This window comes from Streptomyces sp. SM11, assembly GCF_002910905.1.
Classification (GTDB): domain Bacteria; phylum Actinomycetota; class Actinomycetes; order Streptomycetales; family Streptomycetaceae; genus Streptomyces.
Window position 1 is genome coordinate 1 of the sequence record NZ_NEUE01000143.1, and the last position, 16,900, is coordinate 16,900.

Consider the following 16,900-nt stretch of genomic DNA (forward strand, 5'->3'; position numbering starts at 1 on the left):
TGTCGCTGGCCCGCGCCCGCGACACCTTCGGCCTGGCCCCGGCCATCGCGGTGCTCCAGGAGGAGTGGGCGGCGGCGGTCGTGGACTCCCCGGCCGCGTCCGGCGGCGCCCGGCCCGAGGCCGTCGCCGCGTACCTGTTCGAGGAGCTGACGAGCGGACCCGCCGGGTTCGTCCGGTCCGCCGCGACCCGGGCGTTCCTCGACGGCTTCCACCGGGCCGCCGGGCCGGACGCGTACACGGAGGACCTGGCGGCCCTCGGCGACGACCTGGCAGCCCGCCGGCAGCTCGTGGAGGGCTGGCTCGCCCCGTACGCCGAGTCCACCGAGGCGGACCTCGGCGACGGCGACCTGGCGGAGGCCGTGGCGGTCGAGCTCTGCCCGGAGCTGGAGCGGTACGCGTGCGACGCGCCGCTCACCGAGCGCCTGGAGGGCCTCCTCGGCGACCACCCGCGCATCGCGGGCGGCGGGGCCCTCACCGTACGGATCGACGAACTCCTCGCCCGGACCGCCGGTTTCCGCGCGGAGACCGTGCCCGGCTTCCGCGCCTACCAGCGGCTGCGCACCTCCCTGGTGACCGCCGAGCGGGGCCGGCTGCGGCTGGACGACCACCGGCCGCGCGTGATGTCGGCGTTCGTCCGCAACCGGCTGCTCGACGAGGTGTACCTGCCGCTGATCGGCGACAGCCTGGCCAAGCAGCTCGGCACCGCCGACGCCGACCGGCGCACCGACTCGCAGGGCATGCTGCTGCTCGTCTCGCCGCCCGGCTACGGCAAGACGACGCTCATGGAGTACGTCGCGGACCGGCTCGGCATGGTCCTCGTCAAGATCAGCGGGCCGAACCTGGGCCACGACGTGACCTCCCTCGACCCGGACCGGGCCCCGAGCGCCACCGCCCGGCAGGAGATCGAGAAGATCAACTTCGCGCTGGAGGCGGGCAACAACACGCTCCTCTACCTCGACGACATCCAGCACACCTCGCCCGAACTGCTCCAGAAGTTCATCCCGCTGTGCGACGCCACGCGCCGCATCGAGGGCGTGCGGAACGGCGAACCGCGCAGCTACGACCTGCGGGGCAAGCGGTTCGCGGTGTGCATGGCGGGCAACCCGTACACCGAGTCCGGCGAGCAGTTCCGGATCCCCGACATGCTCGCCAACCGGGCCGACGTCTGGAACCTCGGCGAGGTCCTCGGCGGCCGGGACGACGTCTTCGCGCTGAGCTTCGTGGAGAACGCGCTGACCGCCAACCCGGTCCTCGCCCCGCTGGCCGCCCGCTCCCGGGACGACCTGGCGCTGCTGGTGCGGCTGGTGCGGCTGGCCGGCGGCACCGACCCGGCGGCCCGCGCGGAGCACCTGGAACACCCGTACAGCGCTGCCGAGCTGGACCGGATCCTGGCCGTGCTGCGCCATCTGCTCACCGCCCGGGACACCGTGCTCGCGGTGAACGCCGCGTACATCGCCTCGGCCGCGCAGACGGACGCCACGCGCACCGAACCGCCGTTCCGGCTCCAGGGCTCCTACCGCAACATGAACAAGATCGCCGAGCGGATCGTGCCCGTCATGAACGACGACGAGCTGTCCGCCGTCGTCGACGACCACTACGCGGGTGAGGCCCAGACGCTCACCACGGGGGCCGAGGCGAACCTCCTCAAGCTGGCCGCCCTGCGCGGCACGCTCACCGCCGAACAGGCCGAGCGGTGGGCGGCGATCACCGCCTCCTACGTCCGCACGCAGGCCCTCGGCGGGCCGGACGGCGACCCGATGACCCGGGCGGTGGCCGCGCTCGGACTGCTCGCGGACCGGATCGCGGCGGTGGAGACGGCGATCCAGCGGGCGGCGGACCCCCGCCACCTGCTGGCGGGGCCGCCTGCCTCGGCGAACCCGTCGGCCACAGCGAACGACCGGGCCTCCGTGAACCCGCCCGGCGCGGTGAACCACCAGGCCACGCCCGACCGTCGTGCGAAGATCACCAGCACTCCACACTGATCGGGAAGACCGAGCCGGAAGGATCACGGCATGCTGGGTTTCGTGCCTCCACTTCCTCAGCAACCGGGACGCCCGCCGTCCACCGGCCACATGATCGTCTGCGGTGACGACGCCCTGGCGCGCCGCCTCGCCGTGGAGCTGCGCTTCGTCTACGGGGAACGGGTCACCCTGCTCCTGCCCCCGGGCCGGGACGCGAGCGGCCCCGAGACGCCGCTGACCCAACGGGGGCGAGCAGCAGCCCTGTTCGGCCGGATGTCGGCGGCGATGAGCCGCGCGGGCAACGGCGGCGGGGCCACCGGCGACGGGTCGGCCGGCGGCAGCGGCGACACCAACTCCGGGGTCGAGGCCGTCCGCATCATGGAGGCTCCCGAGCCCTCCGACGACGTCCTGGAGGAGGCGGGCGTCGACCGGGCCGCCGCCCTCGCGCTCGTCTACGACGACGACGAGCGCAACATCCGCGCCGCCCTGACCGCCCGCCGCCTCAACCCCCGGCTGCGGCTGGTGATCCGGCTCTACAACCGCAAGCTGGGGCTCCACCTGGAGGAGCTGCTCGACCAGGCGGCGGCCGTCGCCATGCCCGGCATCGACCCGGCGCTGCTGGACGCCTCCACCACCGTCCTGTCCGACGCCGACACCGCGGCCCCGGCCCTCGCCGCCACCGCCCTGACCGGCAGCAGCAAGATCATCCAGGCCGAGGGCCTGCTCCTGCGCGCCGCCGAACGCCCCCCGCCCCGCCCCGGCGAGACGGCCGACCCCGGCCTGTGCACCCTGGCCCTGCTCTCCTCCACCACCAACGACCCGGCGGGCGCGGAGGGTTCGGAAAGCAGTGGCGACGAGGCCCCGCAACTGCTGCCCGACGAGAGCGCCGTAGCCGCCGCGACCAGCCGGGGCACGGTGGTCCTCGAAACGGTCAGCCGGGCCGAGCCGGACCGTCCGGCCACCCGCATGGGCGGCAGGGGCGCCCCGCTCTCCCAGGTCTTCTCCCGCAGGCTCCGCTGGTCGGCCCTCGGCGTCGCGGTCGCCGCGCTCGCCCTGGTGATCGCCTCGCTCCTGACCACCGAGGACACGGCGATCCACTCCACCTACCTGACCCTGCTCGACCTGCTGGGCATGAACGACCCGGCGGAGGGCGCCCCGCCGGCCCGGCAGATCATCCAGCTCCTCTCCGGCATCGCCGGGCTGCTCCTGCTCCCGCTGCTGCTCGCCGCCGTCCTGGAGGCGTTCGGCACCCTGCGCACCGCCTCCTCGCTGCGCCGCCCGCCGCGCGGTCTGTCGGGGCACGTGGTGCTGCTGGGGCTCGGCAAGATCGGTACGCGGGTCCTCGTACGGCTCCGCGAACTCGACATCCCCGTGGTCGTCGTCGAGGACGACCCCGACGCGCGCGGCATCCCGCTGGCCCGCTCCATGCACGTGCCGACCGTCATCGGCGACGTCACCCAGGAAGGCGTCCTCGAAGCGGCCAAGATCCGCCGCGCCCGCGCCCTCCTCGCCCTCACCAGCATCGACACCACGAACCTGGAAGCGGCCCTGTACGCCCGTTCGGTGAAGCCGGACCTGAGGGTGGCGCTGCGGCTGTACGACGACGAGTTCGCCACCGCCGTCTACCGCACCCTGCGCACCGCGCATCCCGGAGCCCTGACCCGCTCCCGCTCGGTCTCCCATCTGGCCGCCCCGTCCTTCGCGGGCGCCATGATGGGCCGCCAGATCCTCGGCGCGATCCCGGTCGAGCGCAAGGTCATGCTCTTCGCGGCCCTGGAGGTCGCGGGGCACCCGCAGTTGGAGGGCCGCACGGTCGAGCAGGCGTTCCGGGCGGGCGCCTGGCGGGTCCTGGCCATCGACGCCACCCCGCCCGGCGACCGCGCCCCCGACCTCGCCGCCCCCCTGCCGTTCGACCCGGAGGGCGACGCGACGCCGCAGCCGTCCGGCCTTGTCTGGGATCTGCACCCCGGCTATGTCCTGCGCGGCCAGGACCGGGTGGTGATCGCCGCCACCCGCCGGGGGCTCGCGGAGCTGCTGCGGCGGCAGCGGTCGGTGGTGCCGAGGCAGTAGGGCCCGGCCGGGCGCCTGCACCAAGTGCCAGGCCGGGGCGTGCCTGGCGGGGGTACCTGTGCCAGATGCCTGTGCCAGATGCCTATGTGGGGTGCCTGTGCCAGGTGCCTGGCCGGAGTTCCCATGCCAAGTGCCTATGCGGGCACCCCGGCCGGGGTGCCCGCGCGGGCGGCTACCGGAAGGTGCCCATCGCCTCGCGCACCTCCTCCAGGGTCCGCTCCGCGACCGCGTTCGCCCGTTCGTTGCCCTCCCGCAGCACGGACCGTACGTACGTCAGGTCCGCCGCGTACTCCGCCCGGCGGGCGCGTACGGGGGCGAGGTGGGCGTTGACCGCCTCGGTCACCGTCCGCTTGAGCGCGGCCGAACCGCCGTCGCCGGTCTCCGCCGCGACCTCGTGCGGGTCCCGGTCCAGGCAGAGGGCGGCCAGCAGCACGAGCGAGGAGACGCCGGGCCGGCGCTCGGGGTCGTAGCTGATGTGCCGGTCGGCGTCCGTCGTCGCGCCCTTGATCAGACGGGCCGTCTCGTCGGCGGTGGCGGAGAGTGGGACGGAGTTGGCGCGGCTCTTGCTCATCTTGCCGCCGTCGGTGCCGAGCAGCAGGGGTGCGGCGGAGAGCAGTGCGTCCGGTTCCGGGAAGACCTGCCCGTACCGCTCGTTGAAGCGGCGGGCGATGGTCCGGGTGAGTTCGACGTGCGGCAGCTGGTCCTGGCCGACGGGGACCACGTCGCCCTTGCAGAAGAGGATGTCGGCTGCCTGGTGCGCCGGGTACGTGTACATCAGCCCGCTGACCGAGGACTGCCGCGAGTGCGCGATCTCGTCCTTGACCGTGGGGTTGCGGCCCAGCTCCGCGACGGAGACGAGGCTCAGGAAGGGCAGCAGGAGCTGGTTGAGCGCGGGGACGGCACTGTGGTTGAAGACGGTGCTCCGTGCCGGGTCGATACCGAGGGCCAGGTAGTCGAGCAGCAGCCCGTCCGTGTACTCCTGGAGCCGCTCTGCGGTGTCCCGGTCGGTGAGCACCTGGTAGTCGGCGATCAGGACGAACACGTCCACACCGAGGTCCTGGAGGCGGACCCGGTTGCGCAGGGTGCCGAAGTAGTGCCCGAGGTGCAGGCGGCCGGTGGGGCGGTCGCCGGTGAGGACCCGGAAGCGGGCGGGGTCCCGGGTCAGCTGCTGCTCCAGCTCGGCACTGCGGCGCTCGGCGGGGGTAGGTGCGGGTGTGGTGGTGGTCATGGGTCTGGTCTCTCCTCGCGTGGGTGGATGCGTGGAGGACGGCCCCGCCGGTGAGCGCCGCTGCGCTTCGTCTCCGTGTCCGTGCCGTACGAGGTGCCGTACGAGGGCAGCGAAAAGGGCCGTCCATGTCGAACGGCCCTGGTTCCGTGCAGATGCTGTGGCCGCTCCTATGAGGAGCGCCACCAGTTTCGGCACGGGACGGAGGTCATGGCGTCAGCATACCGGCCACGGGCCCGGCGCGGAGGCGGTCCGCGCTACTTCGGGGCGTGCCCGCCCACGTAGAAGAGGAGCCAGATGAACCCGGCGAGCAGGTGCGTCGCGAAGACATAGACGAAGACGCGCAGGAACACCCCGCGCGCCTTCCACTCCTCGCTGTTGCTCTCCCGCTCGCCCACCGTCCCAGGATACGCGCGACCCGCGAGGGCGCGGCCGCGTGGAATAGGACGGAGGGGGGTCCCGTTGTAGGGTGTAGTTCAACGTTCAACCAAATCGGTCAGGATCTCCGGCCCTCCGGCCGGGACGCAGGAAGGCGGACGCCATGCAGTTCGGGATCTTCACCGTCGGGGACGTCACGACCGACCCGACCACCGGCCGGCCCCCCACCGAGAACGAGCGGATCAAGGCGACCCTGGCCATCGCGCAGAAGGCCGAGGAAGTCGGCCTGGACGTCTTCGCGACCGGCGAGCACCACAACCCGCCGTTCGTCCCGTCCTCCCCGACGACGACCCTCGGCTACCTCGCCGCCCGCACCGAGAAGCTGATCCTGTCCACCTCCACCACGCTGATCACCACCAACGACCCGGTGAAGATCGCCGAGGACTACGCCACCCTCCAGCACCTCGCGGACGGCCGCGTCGACCTGATGATGGGCCGGGGCAACACCGGACCGGTCTACCCCTGGTTCGGCAAGGACATCCGCCAGGGCATCCCGATGGCCATCGAGAACTACGCCCTGCTGCACAAGCTGTGGCGCGAGGACGTCGTGGACTGGGAGGGCAAGTTCCGTACGCCGCTCCAGTCCTTCACCGCCACCCCGCGCCCGCTGGACGGCGTCCCGCCGTTCGTCTGGCACGGCTCCATCCGCTCCCCCGAGATCGCCGAGCAGGCCGCGTACTACGGCGACGGCTTCTTCCACAACAACATCTTCTGGCCCATGGAGCACACGAGGAAGATGGTCGACCTCTACCGGCGCCGCTACGCCCACTACGGGCACGGCACCGCCGAACAGGCCATCGTCGGGCTCGGCGGCCAGGTGTTCATGCGCAGGAACTCGCAGGACGCGGTACGGGAGTTCCGCCCGTACTTCGACAACGCGCCGGTCTACGGCCACGGCCCGTCCCTGGAGGACTTCACCCGCGAGACCCCGCTGACCGTGGGCTCCCCGCAGGAGGTCATCGAGCGGACGCTGACGTTCCGGGACGAGGTCGGCGACTACCAGCGCCAGCTGTTCCTGATGGACCACGCGGGGCTCCCGCTGAAGACGGTCCTGGAGCAGCTCGACCTCCTCGGCGAGGAGGTCGTGCCGGTGCTGCGCAAGGAGTTCGCCAGCCTGCGGCCGACCGGCGTGCCGGAATCCGCGCCCGTCCACCCGGCGGTCGCCGCCGCCCGAGCCGCTGGAAAGGAGGCCTGAGCCCGATGTTCGCCACCACGCCCCTGCGCATCGTCGCCGTCTCGGCCGGGCTCAGTCAGCCGTCCTCGACCCGGCTGCTGGCCGACCGGCTGGCCGCCGCCGCCCGCGAGCGCCTCGCGGCCGAGCAGGACCGGAACGTCGAGGTCCAGGTCGTCGAGGTCCGCGACCTCGCCGTGGACATCGCCCACCACCTGCTCAGCGGCTTCCCCTCGGCCGCGCTGCGGGAAGCGATCGACGCGGTGACGGAGGCCGACGGGCTGATCGCCGTGACGCCGGTGTTCACCGCCTCGTACAGCGGGCTGTTCAAGTCGTTCTTCGACCTGATCGACAACACCTCACTGACCGGCAAGCCCGTCGTGATCGCCGCGACGGGCGGCACGGCCCGGCACTCGCTGGTCCTGGAGCACGCGCTGCGCCCGCTCTTCGCCTACCTGCGGGCCGTCACCGTGCCCACCTCCGTCTACGCGGCGTCGGAGGACTGGGGCTCCTCGGGCGACGCGTACACCGAGGGTCTGCCGTCCCGGATCCGGCGCGCGGGTGGCGAGCTGGCCTCCGCCGTCCTCGGCCGTACGGTCTCCGGGGCCTCGCGGGCCCCGGGCCTGGACGACGGGGAGGACGCGGTCGTCCCCGTCGAGCAGCAGCTCGCGGACCTGCGGCTGGACTGAGACGAGCGAGGGCGGGTGGGTCGGAGCGGAGTGGCGGTGGGCCGGGCCACCGCCGCCGCATCGCCCCCTCTTTGTCCGATTTGATTACAGTGAGACCGGACGCTGTACCGGGCCGTACCAAGCTGGAGGCAGATATGGGCAGAATCGTTGTGGGCGTCGATGGCTCCGACCCCTCGATCAAGGCACTGCACTGGGCCGTGCGCCAGGCCGAGCTGACGGGTTCCACGGTGGAAGCCGTGAACAGCTGGGAGTACCCCGCCACCAGCTGGGCGTCGATGATGCCCGGCCTGCCGGAGGACTTCGACCCGCAGGCCCTGGCCACCGTCTCCCTCACCGAGGCGCTGGAGGAGGCTCTCGGTGCAGAGGGGGCCGCCGCGGTCAGCAAGATCGTGGTCATCGGCAATCCGGCCCAGGCCCTGCTGGACCGCGCCCAGGGCGCCGACCTGCTCGTCGTCGGGGCCCGCGGCCACACCGGCCTGAAGGCCACCCTGCTCGGCTCGGTCAGCCTCCACGTCACCCAGCACGCGCCGTGCCCGGTGACGGTCGTGCGCGACTGAAGGCCCCGCAGAGAAAGGCCCCGCTGAGGAAGGCCCGCAGAGAAAGGCCCCGCAGAGAAACGAGGGGCCGTTGTCAGTGGGTGCTCCTATCGTGTGGTCATGACCCCTGCTCTCTTCGGGCGCGACCATCCCGTCGGCGTTCTCCGCGCGGAGATCGCCCGGGCCACGGACAGCCACGGCGGTCTCGTGCTGGTCACCGGCGAGGCCGGGATCGGCAAGAGCACTCTGGTCACCGACGCCGCGCACGAGGCGCGGCGGCGCGGGGCGCTGGTGGTCGGCGGTTCCTGCTGGGACTCCGACAACACCCCCGGCTACTGGCCCTGGGTGCAGGTCCTGCGCGGCCTGCGCCGGTCCACCACGGCGGCGGAATGGGCGGCGGCCCAGGAGGCGTCGGACGGCAGGCTCGCCGTCCTCCTCGGTGACCCGGTCGGAGTCGCCACGGGCGGAGCGGACGGTCCGGGGCCCAGCACGCTTCCGGCTCCGGGGGCGGCCCCGGGAACCGCCGGGAGCCCGGGGCCCGACGGGGCACACGGCGGCGAGCCCGGCAAGGAGACGGGCACGAGTCCGCCGGTCGACGGGTCGCAGGGCAGCGGGTCGCAGGAGGGCGGGTCGCAGGAGGGCGCCGAGGCCTTCGGGCTCTTCGACGCGGTGACCACGGCCCTCGTCACGGTCTCCCAGAGCCGGCCTCTGGTGGTCGTCCTCGACGATCTGCACAGCTCCGACCCGGCCTCGCTGCGACTGCTCGAATTCGTCGCCCAGCACGCCTGGTTCGAGCGGCTGCTGCTGATCGGCACCTACCGGGACGTCGAGGTGGAGGCCCCCGGACACCCGCTCCAGCAGCTGATCCTGCCGCTGGTCTCACGCGCCACCGCGACCCTCACCCTGACCGGCCTCGGCCGGGACGAGGTGGGCGCGCTGATGACGGTGACGACGGGCCGCGAGCCCGCACCGCAGCTGGTCGCCGAGGTCCACCGGCGCACCGGCGGCAACCCCTTCTTCGTGGAGCAGACCGCCCGGCTCTGGCGCAGCGGAAGCCCGGTCTCCACCATTCCACCCGGCGTGCGGGAAGCGGTCCGGCAGCGGCTCGCCCTGCTGCCCGAGCCGGTCGTCTCCCTGCTGACCAGCGCCGCCCTTCTCGGCCGGGAATTCCGCCGGCAGATCCTGGCCGTGGTGCACGGCTCGCCGGTCCCCCACGTGGACCGGCTCCTGGAGTCGGCCGTCGTCGCCCGGGTCGTCGTCCCCTACCCGTCCGGGCAGTACGCCTTCGCCCACGACCTGCTGCGCGAGACGCTGTACGCCTCGCTGGACGACGCCGAGGCCCGTGAACGCCATGCCGCCGCCGTCCGGGCCCTGGACGCGCACGGCGGCCTCGGCGACACGGTACGGCCCGGCGCCCTCGCCCGGCACGCCCACCTCGCCGGCGGTGCCCTGGAGCGCGACCGCCGGATCGACCTGCTGCTGGCAGCGGCCCGGGACGCCTCGGGACGCCTGGCCGAGGAGGAGGCCGCCGGCCACTACCGCCGTGCCCTCGCGGTGGCCTCCGGCGAGACGGGGGAGCCGGGTGAGCCGGGGGGCCAGGTGGATCCGGGGAATCCAGCGAATCCGGCGAATCCGGGGAATCCGGAGGCGTCCCCCGGAGGGTTGTCGGGAGGACCCCCGGCCGGCGGGACGGGCGCGGCGGACCAGGGCCCGGACCTCCGGCGTGCCGCGCTGATCGGTCTGGACCTCGCCGGACAGCTCCGGCACGCGGGGGAAACGGCCGAGGCACAGCGCCTGCTGGACCGGTCGGTCGCCCTGGCCCGGGAGCTGGACGAACCGGAGCTGCTCGCCCGGGTGGCGATCACCCTCCACCGCGACGGTTCTCTCGGCGGCCACGACGCACCCCCGATGGGTCTCCTCGCCGAGGCGCACCGCCGGATCACCGGCAAGGAGGGCCAGGAGAACCTCTCCGGCGACCGGCTCGCCCAGGAGCTGGCCATCCACATCATGGCGCTGGCCCGGAGCGGCTCGGACGACGAGGCGCTCGCCTTCTCGCTCTGGGCGCGCCACGACTCCGTGTGGGGCCTCGGCTCGGCGGTGGAGCGGCTCGGGCTGACCGACGAGATGACCGCCTTCGGCCGACGCACCCAGCAACAGGACATGGAGCTGCACGCGACGTCCATGCGTTGGGTGGCGCTGCTGGAGCTGGGCGACCCGGCCTTCATCGACCAGTTCCGTACGTTCGTCCGGCTCGCCGAGCAGACCGAGCTGCCCCGGTTCGCCCTGGGCATCGCCGTCGACACCAGCCTGATCGCCTCCCTGCAGGGCCGGTTCGCCGAGGCGGCCACCGCGCTGCAGGACGACTCACTCGACCTCGAGAGCAACGACCATGCGGCCTGCGGCTTCATGGGGCACCACCTGGACTGGGCGCGGCATCTGCTCCAGGGGCACTTCGCCGAGGCCGAGGAGATCCTCGGCAAGCTTCCGGCCGCCGGGTATCCCTACCCCGGGCTGCTGGAGTCGGTCACGGCGGTGGAGCAGGGCGACGCAACGCCCGCGCTGCGCCTGATCGCCGAGCAGGCGGACCGCGCCGCCCCCTATCCGCGGGCGTTCATGCCGCTGTGGTTCCGGCTGCTGGCCCAGACGGCCGCGGTGACGGGCGACCCACGGCTCATCGCCCGCGCGGAGGACGAGCTGACCCCTTACACGGGCCAGTGGATCGTCTCGCTGTACGGATGTGACATCGGCGGCCCCGTCGACCTCTGGCTCGGGATGCTCGCCGCCGCGCGCGACGACCAGGACGCGGCGATATCGGCGCTCACCGAGGCCGCCGCCTCCTCGGACCGCCTCGGCGCCCGCCCCTGGGCCGTACGAGCCCGGCTGTGCCTGGCCCGTTCCCTGCTCGCACGCGCCGGTGCGGCCGGCGAGGCCGGTGCCGGTGACGCCGGGCGGGCCCGTCGGCTGCTCGGCGAAGTGGTGCGGGAGGCCGGCGAGTTGGGCCTGGACCAGGTGGCGGCCGAGGCCTCGGATCTCCGTACGGCCCCGCCCACCACCACCACTGCTGCCACTGCCCCCGTCTCTGCCGGGACCGCCGCCGGGGTCGGGGTCGGGGTCGGGGCCGTGCCGTCCGCCGAGTTCCGGCGGATCGGGCCGGTGTGGCAGCTACGCTGGGACGGGGTGACCGTGCACGTCCCGGACGCCAAGGGTCTGCGGGACCTGCACAGCCTGCTGGGGCTGCCCGGCGCCGACGTGCCGGCCGTCCGGCTCCTCGCGCCCGAGGGCGGGGAACTCGTCGTCGCCGCCGGGCAGCTCGGCGGCGATCCGGTGCTCGACGAGGAGGCCAAGCGCCGCTACAAGGAACACCTGGCCCGGCTGGACGCGGAGATAGACCGAGCCGCCGCCCGTGACGACCCCGGGCTGGTCGAGAAGTACGACCGGGAACGACAGGCCCTCCTCGACGAGCTCCGCACCGCGGCCGGGCTCGGCGGCCGGTCCCGCCGGCTGGGCGACCAGACCGAACGGGCCCGCAAGACCGTCACCGCCCGGATCCGCGACACCCTGCGCAAGCTGGACGGCCTGCACCCCGCGCTGGCGGCCCACCTGAAGGCCTCCGTGACGACCGGGACCACCTGCGCCTACCGGCCCGGACACTCCCCCGACTGGCGGCTCTGACCCGCACCGCCCGGCCTGAGGACGCACAGGGCGGATATGTGCCCGACGCACGCGGCGGGTACCTCCGCCGTCGGTCACCGGTCGGTCACTTCCGGTTGTAGAGCCGCATCGTCACCGCGCCGAAGACCACCAGGAGCACCCCGGACCAGCCCAGCGTCCAGGCGATTTCGGAGGTCGGCCAATTGCCCGCCATCAGCTCACGCACCGCTGTGGCGAGGTGGGTGACCGGGCTGTTGTTCACGAAGGCCTGGAGCCAGCCCGGCATCGTCTGCGGGTCGACGAAGACGTTGCTGAGGAATGTCAGCGGGAAGATCACCATCATGCTGACACCCATCACCGACTTCTCGGAACGCAGCAGCAGCCCGAACATCGTCCAGATCCAGGAGAACGCGAACGAGAACACGACCAGCAGAGCGACACCGGCCAGCACGCCGAGCACTCCGCCGTCCGGACGGAACCCGATGAGCATGCCCACGGCGAGCATCACCGCTGACGCCAGCAGATAGCGCAGGACGTCACCGAGCAGATAGCCGACCATCGGAGCGGGCCGCCAGATCGGCAGCGTGCGGAACCGGTCGAAGACACCCTTGGCGATGTCCGTGTTCACCGCGACACCCGTGTACATCGTGATCATCACGACGCTCATCACCATGATGCCGGGCAGCAGGAACTGGATGTACTCCTCCGCGGAGCCGGCCAGCGCCCCTCCGAAGAGGTACGTGTACATCAGGACCAGCATGATCGGGAAAGCCGTCACATCGAAGAGCTGTTCCGGCACATGCTTGATCTTCAGCATGGCGCGCCAGCCGAAGGTCACCGATGCCGACAGGGCACTGGGCCTCGGCGGGCGCTCCTGGCCCACCAGGAGCGCCGAGAGGCGTTCCTGGTCCGGTGCGGCGAGTACGACGCCCTCCAGCTCCGTCTTGGCGGTCGCGGTGCTCATGCCGCCACTCCCTTCTTGTCCGTGAGTGCGAGGAAGACCTCGTCGAGGCTGGGCTGTCCCAGCGAGAAGTTGTCGACCGTGATGCCGGACCGGGCCAGCTCGGCCAGGGCACGCCCGGCCTGCTCCGCCCCGCCCTGATCGGTGCTCTGCCCGTCGACCCGGGCGGTCAGCGCCACCGGGTCCGCGTCCAGCAGGACCTCCGCGTTCAGCGCGAGCGCCAGCACCTGCTGCGCCTCGGCCCGCTGATCGGCGTGGCGCAGCCGCAGATGGACGGTGCCGGCACCGACGGAGGCCTTGAGCTCGCCCTTGGTTCCCTCGGCGATGACCTTGCCGTGGTCGATCACCGCGATACGGGAGGCCAGCTGGTCGGCCTCGTCCAGATACTGCGTGGTCAGCAGGACCGTGGTGCCATGGGCGACGACCGCCCGCACGATGTCCCACACCTGGTTGCGACTGCGGGGGTCGAGTCCGGTGGTCGGCTCGTCCAGGAACAGCACGTCCGGGGTGTTCAGGATGGACGCGGCGATATCGATGCGGCGCCGCATGCCTCCCGAGTAGTTCTTCACCTGCTTGCCCGCCGCCTCGCTCAGCCCGAACCCTTCGAGCAGCTGGGCCGCCCGGTCGCGGGCCGCCGCCTTGGAGTGGCCGAGCAGCCGGCCGAGCAGGACGAGGTTCTCCGAGCCGGTCAGGTCCTCGTCCACCGAGGCGTACTGCCCGGTCAGGCTGACCCGGCTGCGGACCGCGTCGGCGTCCTTCACGACGTCCTTGCCGAACACCCGGGCCGTGCCGCTGTCGGGGCGCAGCAGCGTCGCGAGCATGCGGACGGCGGTGGTCTTGCCGGCGCCGTTGGGTCCGAGGACGCCGTAGACGGTGCCGGTGGGGACGGCGAGGTCGATGCCGTCCACCGCACGGTTGTCGCCGAAGACCTTCACCAGCCCCGTGGTCTCGATGGCCAGTTCAGTGCTCATGATCCATTCCTTGTGGGTCGTCTGTGGGAGTCTGCGATCTGCGCCGGAGCCGGAAGCTCATGAGACGTACGGGCGGACGGCGCGTGCCTCGCGCAGGGCCCAGCCCCACCAGCCGAGCTGGTCGAGCATCAGGCCCACGGACCGGTCCCGGCGGGTGTCGCCGGAGTGCTCCTCCAGCGGCTGGAGGAGGTCGAGCGCGACCCCGTTCCTCAGGGTCACCGTGTGCAGCTCGGTGAAGACCGAGCGCAGCTGCTCCACGGCGTACAGCCCGGCGGAACCGTGTCCGTAGCTCACGAAGGCGACCGGCTTGGTCTGCCACTCCTCGTAGGCGAAGTCGATGGCCTGCTTGAGGGAGGCGGGGAACGAGCGGTTGTACTCCGGGGTGACCACGACGAAGGCCTCGGCCCTGGCGATCTCCTCGGTGAACTCCGTCATCTGCCCGGTCGCCCGCCCCGGGTAGTGCACGGGGAAGTCGAAATCGGCGAGGTCCAGCACGGCGAGCTCCAGCTCGCTCCGGCCTTGGGCCCGCTCCATGAACCAGCGGCCGACCGCATCGCCGATGCGGCCTTCGCGGGTGCTGCCGATGATCACCGCGACACGCAGCGGAAGGCCGCTTCCCGCACCCCGCACCGTCACCGTCCGGGGTCTCCCGTCCTCGCGGACCGGGTCCGCACCGCACCGGTCCGCGTCGACGCCGCCGTCCGTCGTCATCGCTCGCTCCTCCTCCCGCGTCCCCCGCGCTACCAGGCCCCCTTCCGGGCCGGGCCGTTCCGCTCCCTCACCTCTTGGGCGCCAGACGCGGGGGCGCGACCGCCAGATTGAATCTGGCGGCCGCGCACACCGTCGCAGAAGCTCCGGCACCGGTCCCGGAGCCGGGCTCCGGACGCTGCACGGGCTTCAGCTCTCCCGTGTGTAGAAGAAGTAGAACGAGACGCAGAGGACGCCCGCCCCGACCACCAGACCCAGAACGGTCGACCGCAGCACGCTGGTGTCGGTGAGGCTCACCAGGAAGCCGATCGCGCTCGCGGTCAGCGCGCCGTACGCGACCGCCCGCAGCTCGCGCGGCAGCGAGCGCTGGATCCGGCCCAGCGCGAAGCAGAGGGCCGCCAGAGCGACACCGGCGACGAGCCCGAGCAGGACCTGCCCGCCGGTGCTGGGGCCGCCGTCGCGACGGATGAACGCCGCGTAGAACCCGTAGATCACGCCGAGCACCAGAGGAAGCGCCCAGGCGAGCGGAGTGTGGTGGCGGGTTCGCGCATGTGCGCGGGCACCCCTCCGGCCGGGCATGGCTGCGTGTGTGGCCATCGCGGACAGCTCCTTCCGTCGCCCCCGTCGCACGCCCCCGTTCCTCCAGAGCACACCCGACCGCGCCGCCCGGCAACTCGAATGGCGTACGGCCCGGAGCGGCCCGGCTCCGTACGGGATTTCCTGGTGGAGTGCGGACCTCTCCCCCGGCGATCCCGGCGACCTCGGCGACCTCGGCGGCCTTCTCGGCGCTCCTGCTCGTCCTGCTCGCCGTCCTCGTGCCGTTCGGCGCGCTCTCCGCCTGGGTCGACCTGGAGATCGACGACACCGACCGTTACGTCGCCGCCGTGTCCCCGCTCGCCTCCGACCCGGCGGTGCAGAACACCGTCGCGGACCTGGTCACCGAGGAGGCGATGCGGCAGATCGATCTCGGTCCGCTCCAGGACACGGTGCGGGAGTTCCTGCACGAGACCGTGCAGTCCTTCACCACGACCGATGCCTTCCGGAACGCCTGGGACACCGCGAACAGGGCCGCCCACAAGGCGGTGGCGGCCGCCCTGGACGGCGACAGCGGAGAGGCGGTGACGATCGACCTGGCCTCGGTGATCGACCAGGTCAAGCAGGACCTGGTCCGGGACGGGGTGCCGTTCGCCGGCCAGATCCCGGTGCAGCGGACGGAGATCACCGTGCTCGGCCCCGGTCAGGCCGACGAATTCAGGAGCTCGTTCCGGTGGCTTCGCTACTGCAGCATCTGGCCGGCGGTCGCCACGCTGGTGATCCTCGTCCTGGTGGTGGGCATCGCGACCGTACGGCGCGGGCTGCGGGCCGGGCTGTGGGTCACCGCGACCGTGGGCGCCGGCTTCGTGCTCGGCGCGGTCGTGCTCCGGGTGCTGGTCGCGGTCGGCCGCAGCCGGGTACTGGACGAGGTGCCGGGCAGCGACCGGGACGCGGCCGCCGCGGTGTTCGACGCCCTGACCGCCTCTCTGCGGACCACGGTCTGGGTGGTACTCGCGGTCGGTGCGGTGCTGCTCGTGGGGGCGGTGGCGGCCCGGGTGCTCCGGCGGAGCAGGAAGCCCCCGGCCGGCGTGCGATGAGGCGGCGACCGGGCGAGAGTGGGATCCGCGACCGCCGCCGAGCGACGACCGCCACCGAGCGACCCGAAAGAGGCGTCATGGCCGACCGAGACATCTTCGAGAACATCGACGACCTGGTCTCCGAGGAGCGCGAACTGCGTGACCGCTCCGTGGCGAAGATGGGCCTGTCCACGGACGAGAAGGCCCGACTGAGGGCGGTGGAGGTCCAGCTCGACCAGTGCTGGGACCTGCTGCGCCGACGGCGGGCGCTCAGCGAGTACGGCGAGGACCCCTCGACGGCGAAGATCCGCCCCGCCGACGAGGTGGAGGGATACCAGAGCTGACCAGAGCTGACCAGGGCTGATGCGGACTGGTCAGCGCCCGCGGGACGTCTCCGGCGGCAGACCGGCCCGGTGTTTCACGTGAAACACCGGGCCGCCGCAGGCTCAGCTCTCCGGCAGGCGTCCCTGAAGGCGTTCCATCTCCCGGCGGTCGCGCTTGGTCGGGCGGCCCGTGCCCCGGTCCCGTACGGGTACCTGGATCGCGATCTCGCGGGGCGGCGGAGGTGGACTGTTGTCGACGAAGCACTCCACGGCCACCGGCGGGCCGACCCGCTTCTTCACGATCTTCGAGACGACGACCACTCGGTCCCGCCCCGCGTGCCGGAGCCGCACCTCGTCGCCGACGCGTACGGCCTGCGCGGGCTTGGCCCGCTCACCACCGACCTTCACGTGCCCTGCCCGGCAGGCGGCGGCCGCCTGGGCACGGGTCTTCGTCAGCCGGACCGACCAGATCCACACGTCGACCCGGACGCTTCCTTCCGCCTGCGGTGCGTCACCGGAAACCATGGGTCCGACTGTAATGCGGACCGGGCGGTGGGCGGGAGGCAATAAGGCCTCCCGCCCACCG

15 protein-coding genes are annotated in these 16,900 nt (G+C 72.7%); 8 read left to right on the top strand and 7 right to left on the bottom strand.

What is annotated here, in order from left to right:
* Both B9S58_RS11975 and B9S58_RS11980 read left to right on the top strand, forming a co-directional pair.
* Positions 1–1,982: ATP-binding protein (locus B9S58_RS11975; protein WP_146063495.1), on the top strand; the 1,982-nt coding region annotated here is incomplete at its 5' end.
* A 30-nt stretch (positions 1,983–2,012) separates the two neighbouring features.
* The gene (locus B9S58_RS11980; RefSeq protein ID WP_103532104.1) at positions 2,013–4,031 is read left to right on the top strand and encodes an NAD(P)-binding protein; all 2,019 of its coding nucleotides are present in this window, start codon (positions 2,013–2,015) and stop codon (positions 4,029–4,031) included.
* A gap of 172 nt (positions 4,032–4,203) precedes the next feature.
* Here the strand turns inward: B9S58_RS11980 and trpS are convergent, their stop codons facing one another.
* Positions 4,204–5,259, bottom strand: coding sequence for a tryptophan--tRNA ligase (gene trpS, locus B9S58_RS11985; protein ID WP_103532105.1), 1,056 nt, complete (start codon positions 5,257–5,259; stop codon positions 4,204–4,206).
* A 254-nt stretch (positions 5,260–5,513) separates the two neighbouring features.
* Entirely contained in the window at positions 5,514–5,654 is a 141-nt protein-coding gene (locus B9S58_RS37935) for a DUF6126 family protein (RefSeq protein WP_181009278.1), read from the bottom strand.
* Between the two features lie 143 nt (positions 5,655–5,797).
* Here B9S58_RS37935 and B9S58_RS11990 point away from each other — a divergent pair, with 143 nt between their 5' ends.
* The 4 genes from B9S58_RS11990 to B9S58_RS12005 all read left to right on the top strand — a co-directional run bounded on the left by B9S58_RS11990 (position 5,798) and on the right by B9S58_RS12005 (position 11,762).
* Positions 5,798–6,889: an LLM class flavin-dependent oxidoreductase gene (locus B9S58_RS11990; protein ID WP_103532106.1), complete on the top strand. Its 1,092-nt coding sequence runs from the start codon at positions 5,798–5,800 to the stop codon at positions 6,887–6,889.
* Positions 6,890–6,894: 5 nt separating this feature from the next.
* Positions 6,895–7,554: a CE1759 family FMN reductase gene (locus B9S58_RS11995; protein ID WP_103532107.1), complete on the top strand. Its 660-nt coding sequence runs from the start codon at positions 6,895–6,897 to the stop codon at positions 7,552–7,554.
* A 134-nt stretch (positions 7,555–7,688) separates the two neighbouring features.
* Positions 7,689–8,111, top strand: a complete 423-nt coding sequence (locus B9S58_RS12000; protein ID WP_103532108.1) for a universal stress protein — start codon at positions 7,689–7,691, stop codon at positions 8,109–8,111.
* 99 nt (positions 8,112–8,210) lie between these two features.
* The gene (locus B9S58_RS12005) at positions 8,211–11,762 is read left to right on the top strand and encodes an AAA family ATPase (RefSeq protein ID WP_103532172.1); all 3,552 of its coding nucleotides are present in this window, start codon (positions 8,211–8,213) and stop codon (positions 11,760–11,762) included.
* An 85-nt stretch (positions 11,763–11,847) separates the two neighbouring features.
* Here B9S58_RS12005 and B9S58_RS12010 read toward each other — a convergent pair whose 3' ends face one another.
* The 4 genes from B9S58_RS12010 to B9S58_RS12025 form a co-directional block, all read right to left on the bottom strand.
* The gene (locus tag B9S58_RS12010; RefSeq protein WP_103532109.1) at positions 11,848–12,705 is read right to left on the bottom strand and encodes an ABC transporter permease; all 858 of its coding nucleotides are present in this window, start codon (positions 12,703–12,705) and stop codon (positions 11,848–11,850) included.
* The gene (locus B9S58_RS12015; RefSeq protein ID WP_103532110.1) at positions 12,702–13,673 is read right to left on the bottom strand and encodes an ATP-binding cassette domain-containing protein; all 972 of its coding nucleotides are present in this window, start codon (positions 13,671–13,673) and stop codon (positions 12,702–12,704) included. The genes B9S58_RS12010 and B9S58_RS12015 overlap by 4 nt, the downstream gene beginning before the upstream one ends.
* Before the next feature lie 57 nt (positions 13,674–13,730).
* On the bottom strand, positions 13,731–14,384 hold the full coding sequence (locus B9S58_RS12020; protein WP_258044372.1) for an NADPH-dependent FMN reductase: 654 nt from the start codon (positions 14,382–14,384) through the stop codon (positions 13,731–13,733).
* Between the two features lie 186 nt (positions 14,385–14,570).
* Entirely contained in the window at positions 14,571–14,978 is a 408-nt protein-coding gene (locus B9S58_RS12025) for a hypothetical protein (RefSeq protein WP_103532111.1), read from the bottom strand.
* A gap of 131 nt (positions 14,979–15,109) precedes the next feature.
* Here B9S58_RS12025 and B9S58_RS12030 point away from each other — a divergent pair, with 131 nt between their 5' ends.
* On the top strand, positions 15,110–16,012 hold the full coding sequence (locus B9S58_RS12030) for a hypothetical protein (RefSeq protein ID WP_103532112.1): 903 nt from the start codon (positions 15,110–15,112) through the stop codon (positions 16,010–16,012).
* Positions 16,013–16,089: 77 nt separating this feature from the next.
* Complete coding sequence (locus tag B9S58_RS12035) at positions 16,090–16,335, top strand: DUF2630 family protein (RefSeq protein WP_103532113.1); 246 nt, start codon at positions 16,090–16,092, stop codon at positions 16,333–16,335.
* 102 nt (positions 16,336–16,437) lie between these two features.
* On the opposite strand, the gene B9S58_RS12040 is transcribed toward B9S58_RS12035, so the two are convergent.
* Positions 16,438–16,839 (bottom strand): RNA-binding S4 domain-containing protein, encoded by a 402-nt coding sequence (locus B9S58_RS12040; protein ID WP_103532114.1) that lies wholly within the window; start codon positions 16,837–16,839, stop codon positions 16,438–16,440.
* Between the last annotated feature and the right edge of the window lie 61 nt (positions 16,840–16,900).

Excerpts from the sequence above, each read along its gene's own strand:
- B9S58_RS12000 (WP_103532108.1), top strand. The coding sequence starts at position 7,689 with ATGGGCAGAATCGTTGTGGGCGTCGATGGCTCCGACCCCTCGATCAAG.
- B9S58_RS12015 (WP_103532110.1), bottom strand. The coding sequence starts at position 13,673 with ATGAGCACTGAACTGGCCATCGAGACCACGGGGCTGGTGAAGGTCTTC.
- B9S58_RS12010 (WP_103532109.1), bottom strand. The coding sequence starts at position 12,705 with ATGAGCACCGCGACCGCCAAGACGGAGCTGGAGGGCGTCGTACTCGCC.
- B9S58_RS11980 (WP_103532104.1), top strand. The coding sequence starts at position 2,013 with ATGCTGGGTTTCGTGCCTCCACTTCCTCAGCAACCGGGACGCCCGCCG.
- B9S58_RS12005 (WP_103532172.1), top strand. The coding sequence starts at position 8,211 with ATGACCCCTGCTCTCTTCGGGCGCGACCATCCCGTCGGCGTTCTCCGC.
- B9S58_RS12025 (WP_103532111.1), bottom strand. The coding sequence starts at position 14,978 with ATGGCCACACACGCAGCCATGCCCGGCCGGAGGGGTGCCCGCGCACAT.
- B9S58_RS12040 (WP_103532114.1), bottom strand. The coding sequence starts at position 16,839 with ATGGTTTCCGGTGACGCACCGCAGGCGGAAGGAAGCGTCCGGGTCGAC.
- B9S58_RS12035 (WP_103532113.1), top strand. The coding sequence starts at position 16,090 with ATGGCCGACCGAGACATCTTCGAGAACATCGACGACCTGGTCTCCGAG.
- B9S58_RS11995 (WP_103532107.1), top strand. The coding sequence starts at position 6,895 with ATGTTCGCCACCACGCCCCTGCGCATCGTCGCCGTCTCGGCCGGGCTC.
- B9S58_RS12020 (WP_258044372.1), bottom strand. The coding sequence starts at position 14,384 with ATGACGACGGACGGCGGCGTCGACGCGGACCGGTGCGGTGCGGACCCG.
- trpS (WP_103532105.1), bottom strand. The coding sequence starts at position 5,259 with ATGACCACCACCACACCCGCACCTACCCCCGCCGAGCGCCGCAGTGCC.
- B9S58_RS11990 (WP_103532106.1), top strand. The coding sequence starts at position 5,798 with ATGCAGTTCGGGATCTTCACCGTCGGGGACGTCACGACCGACCCGACC.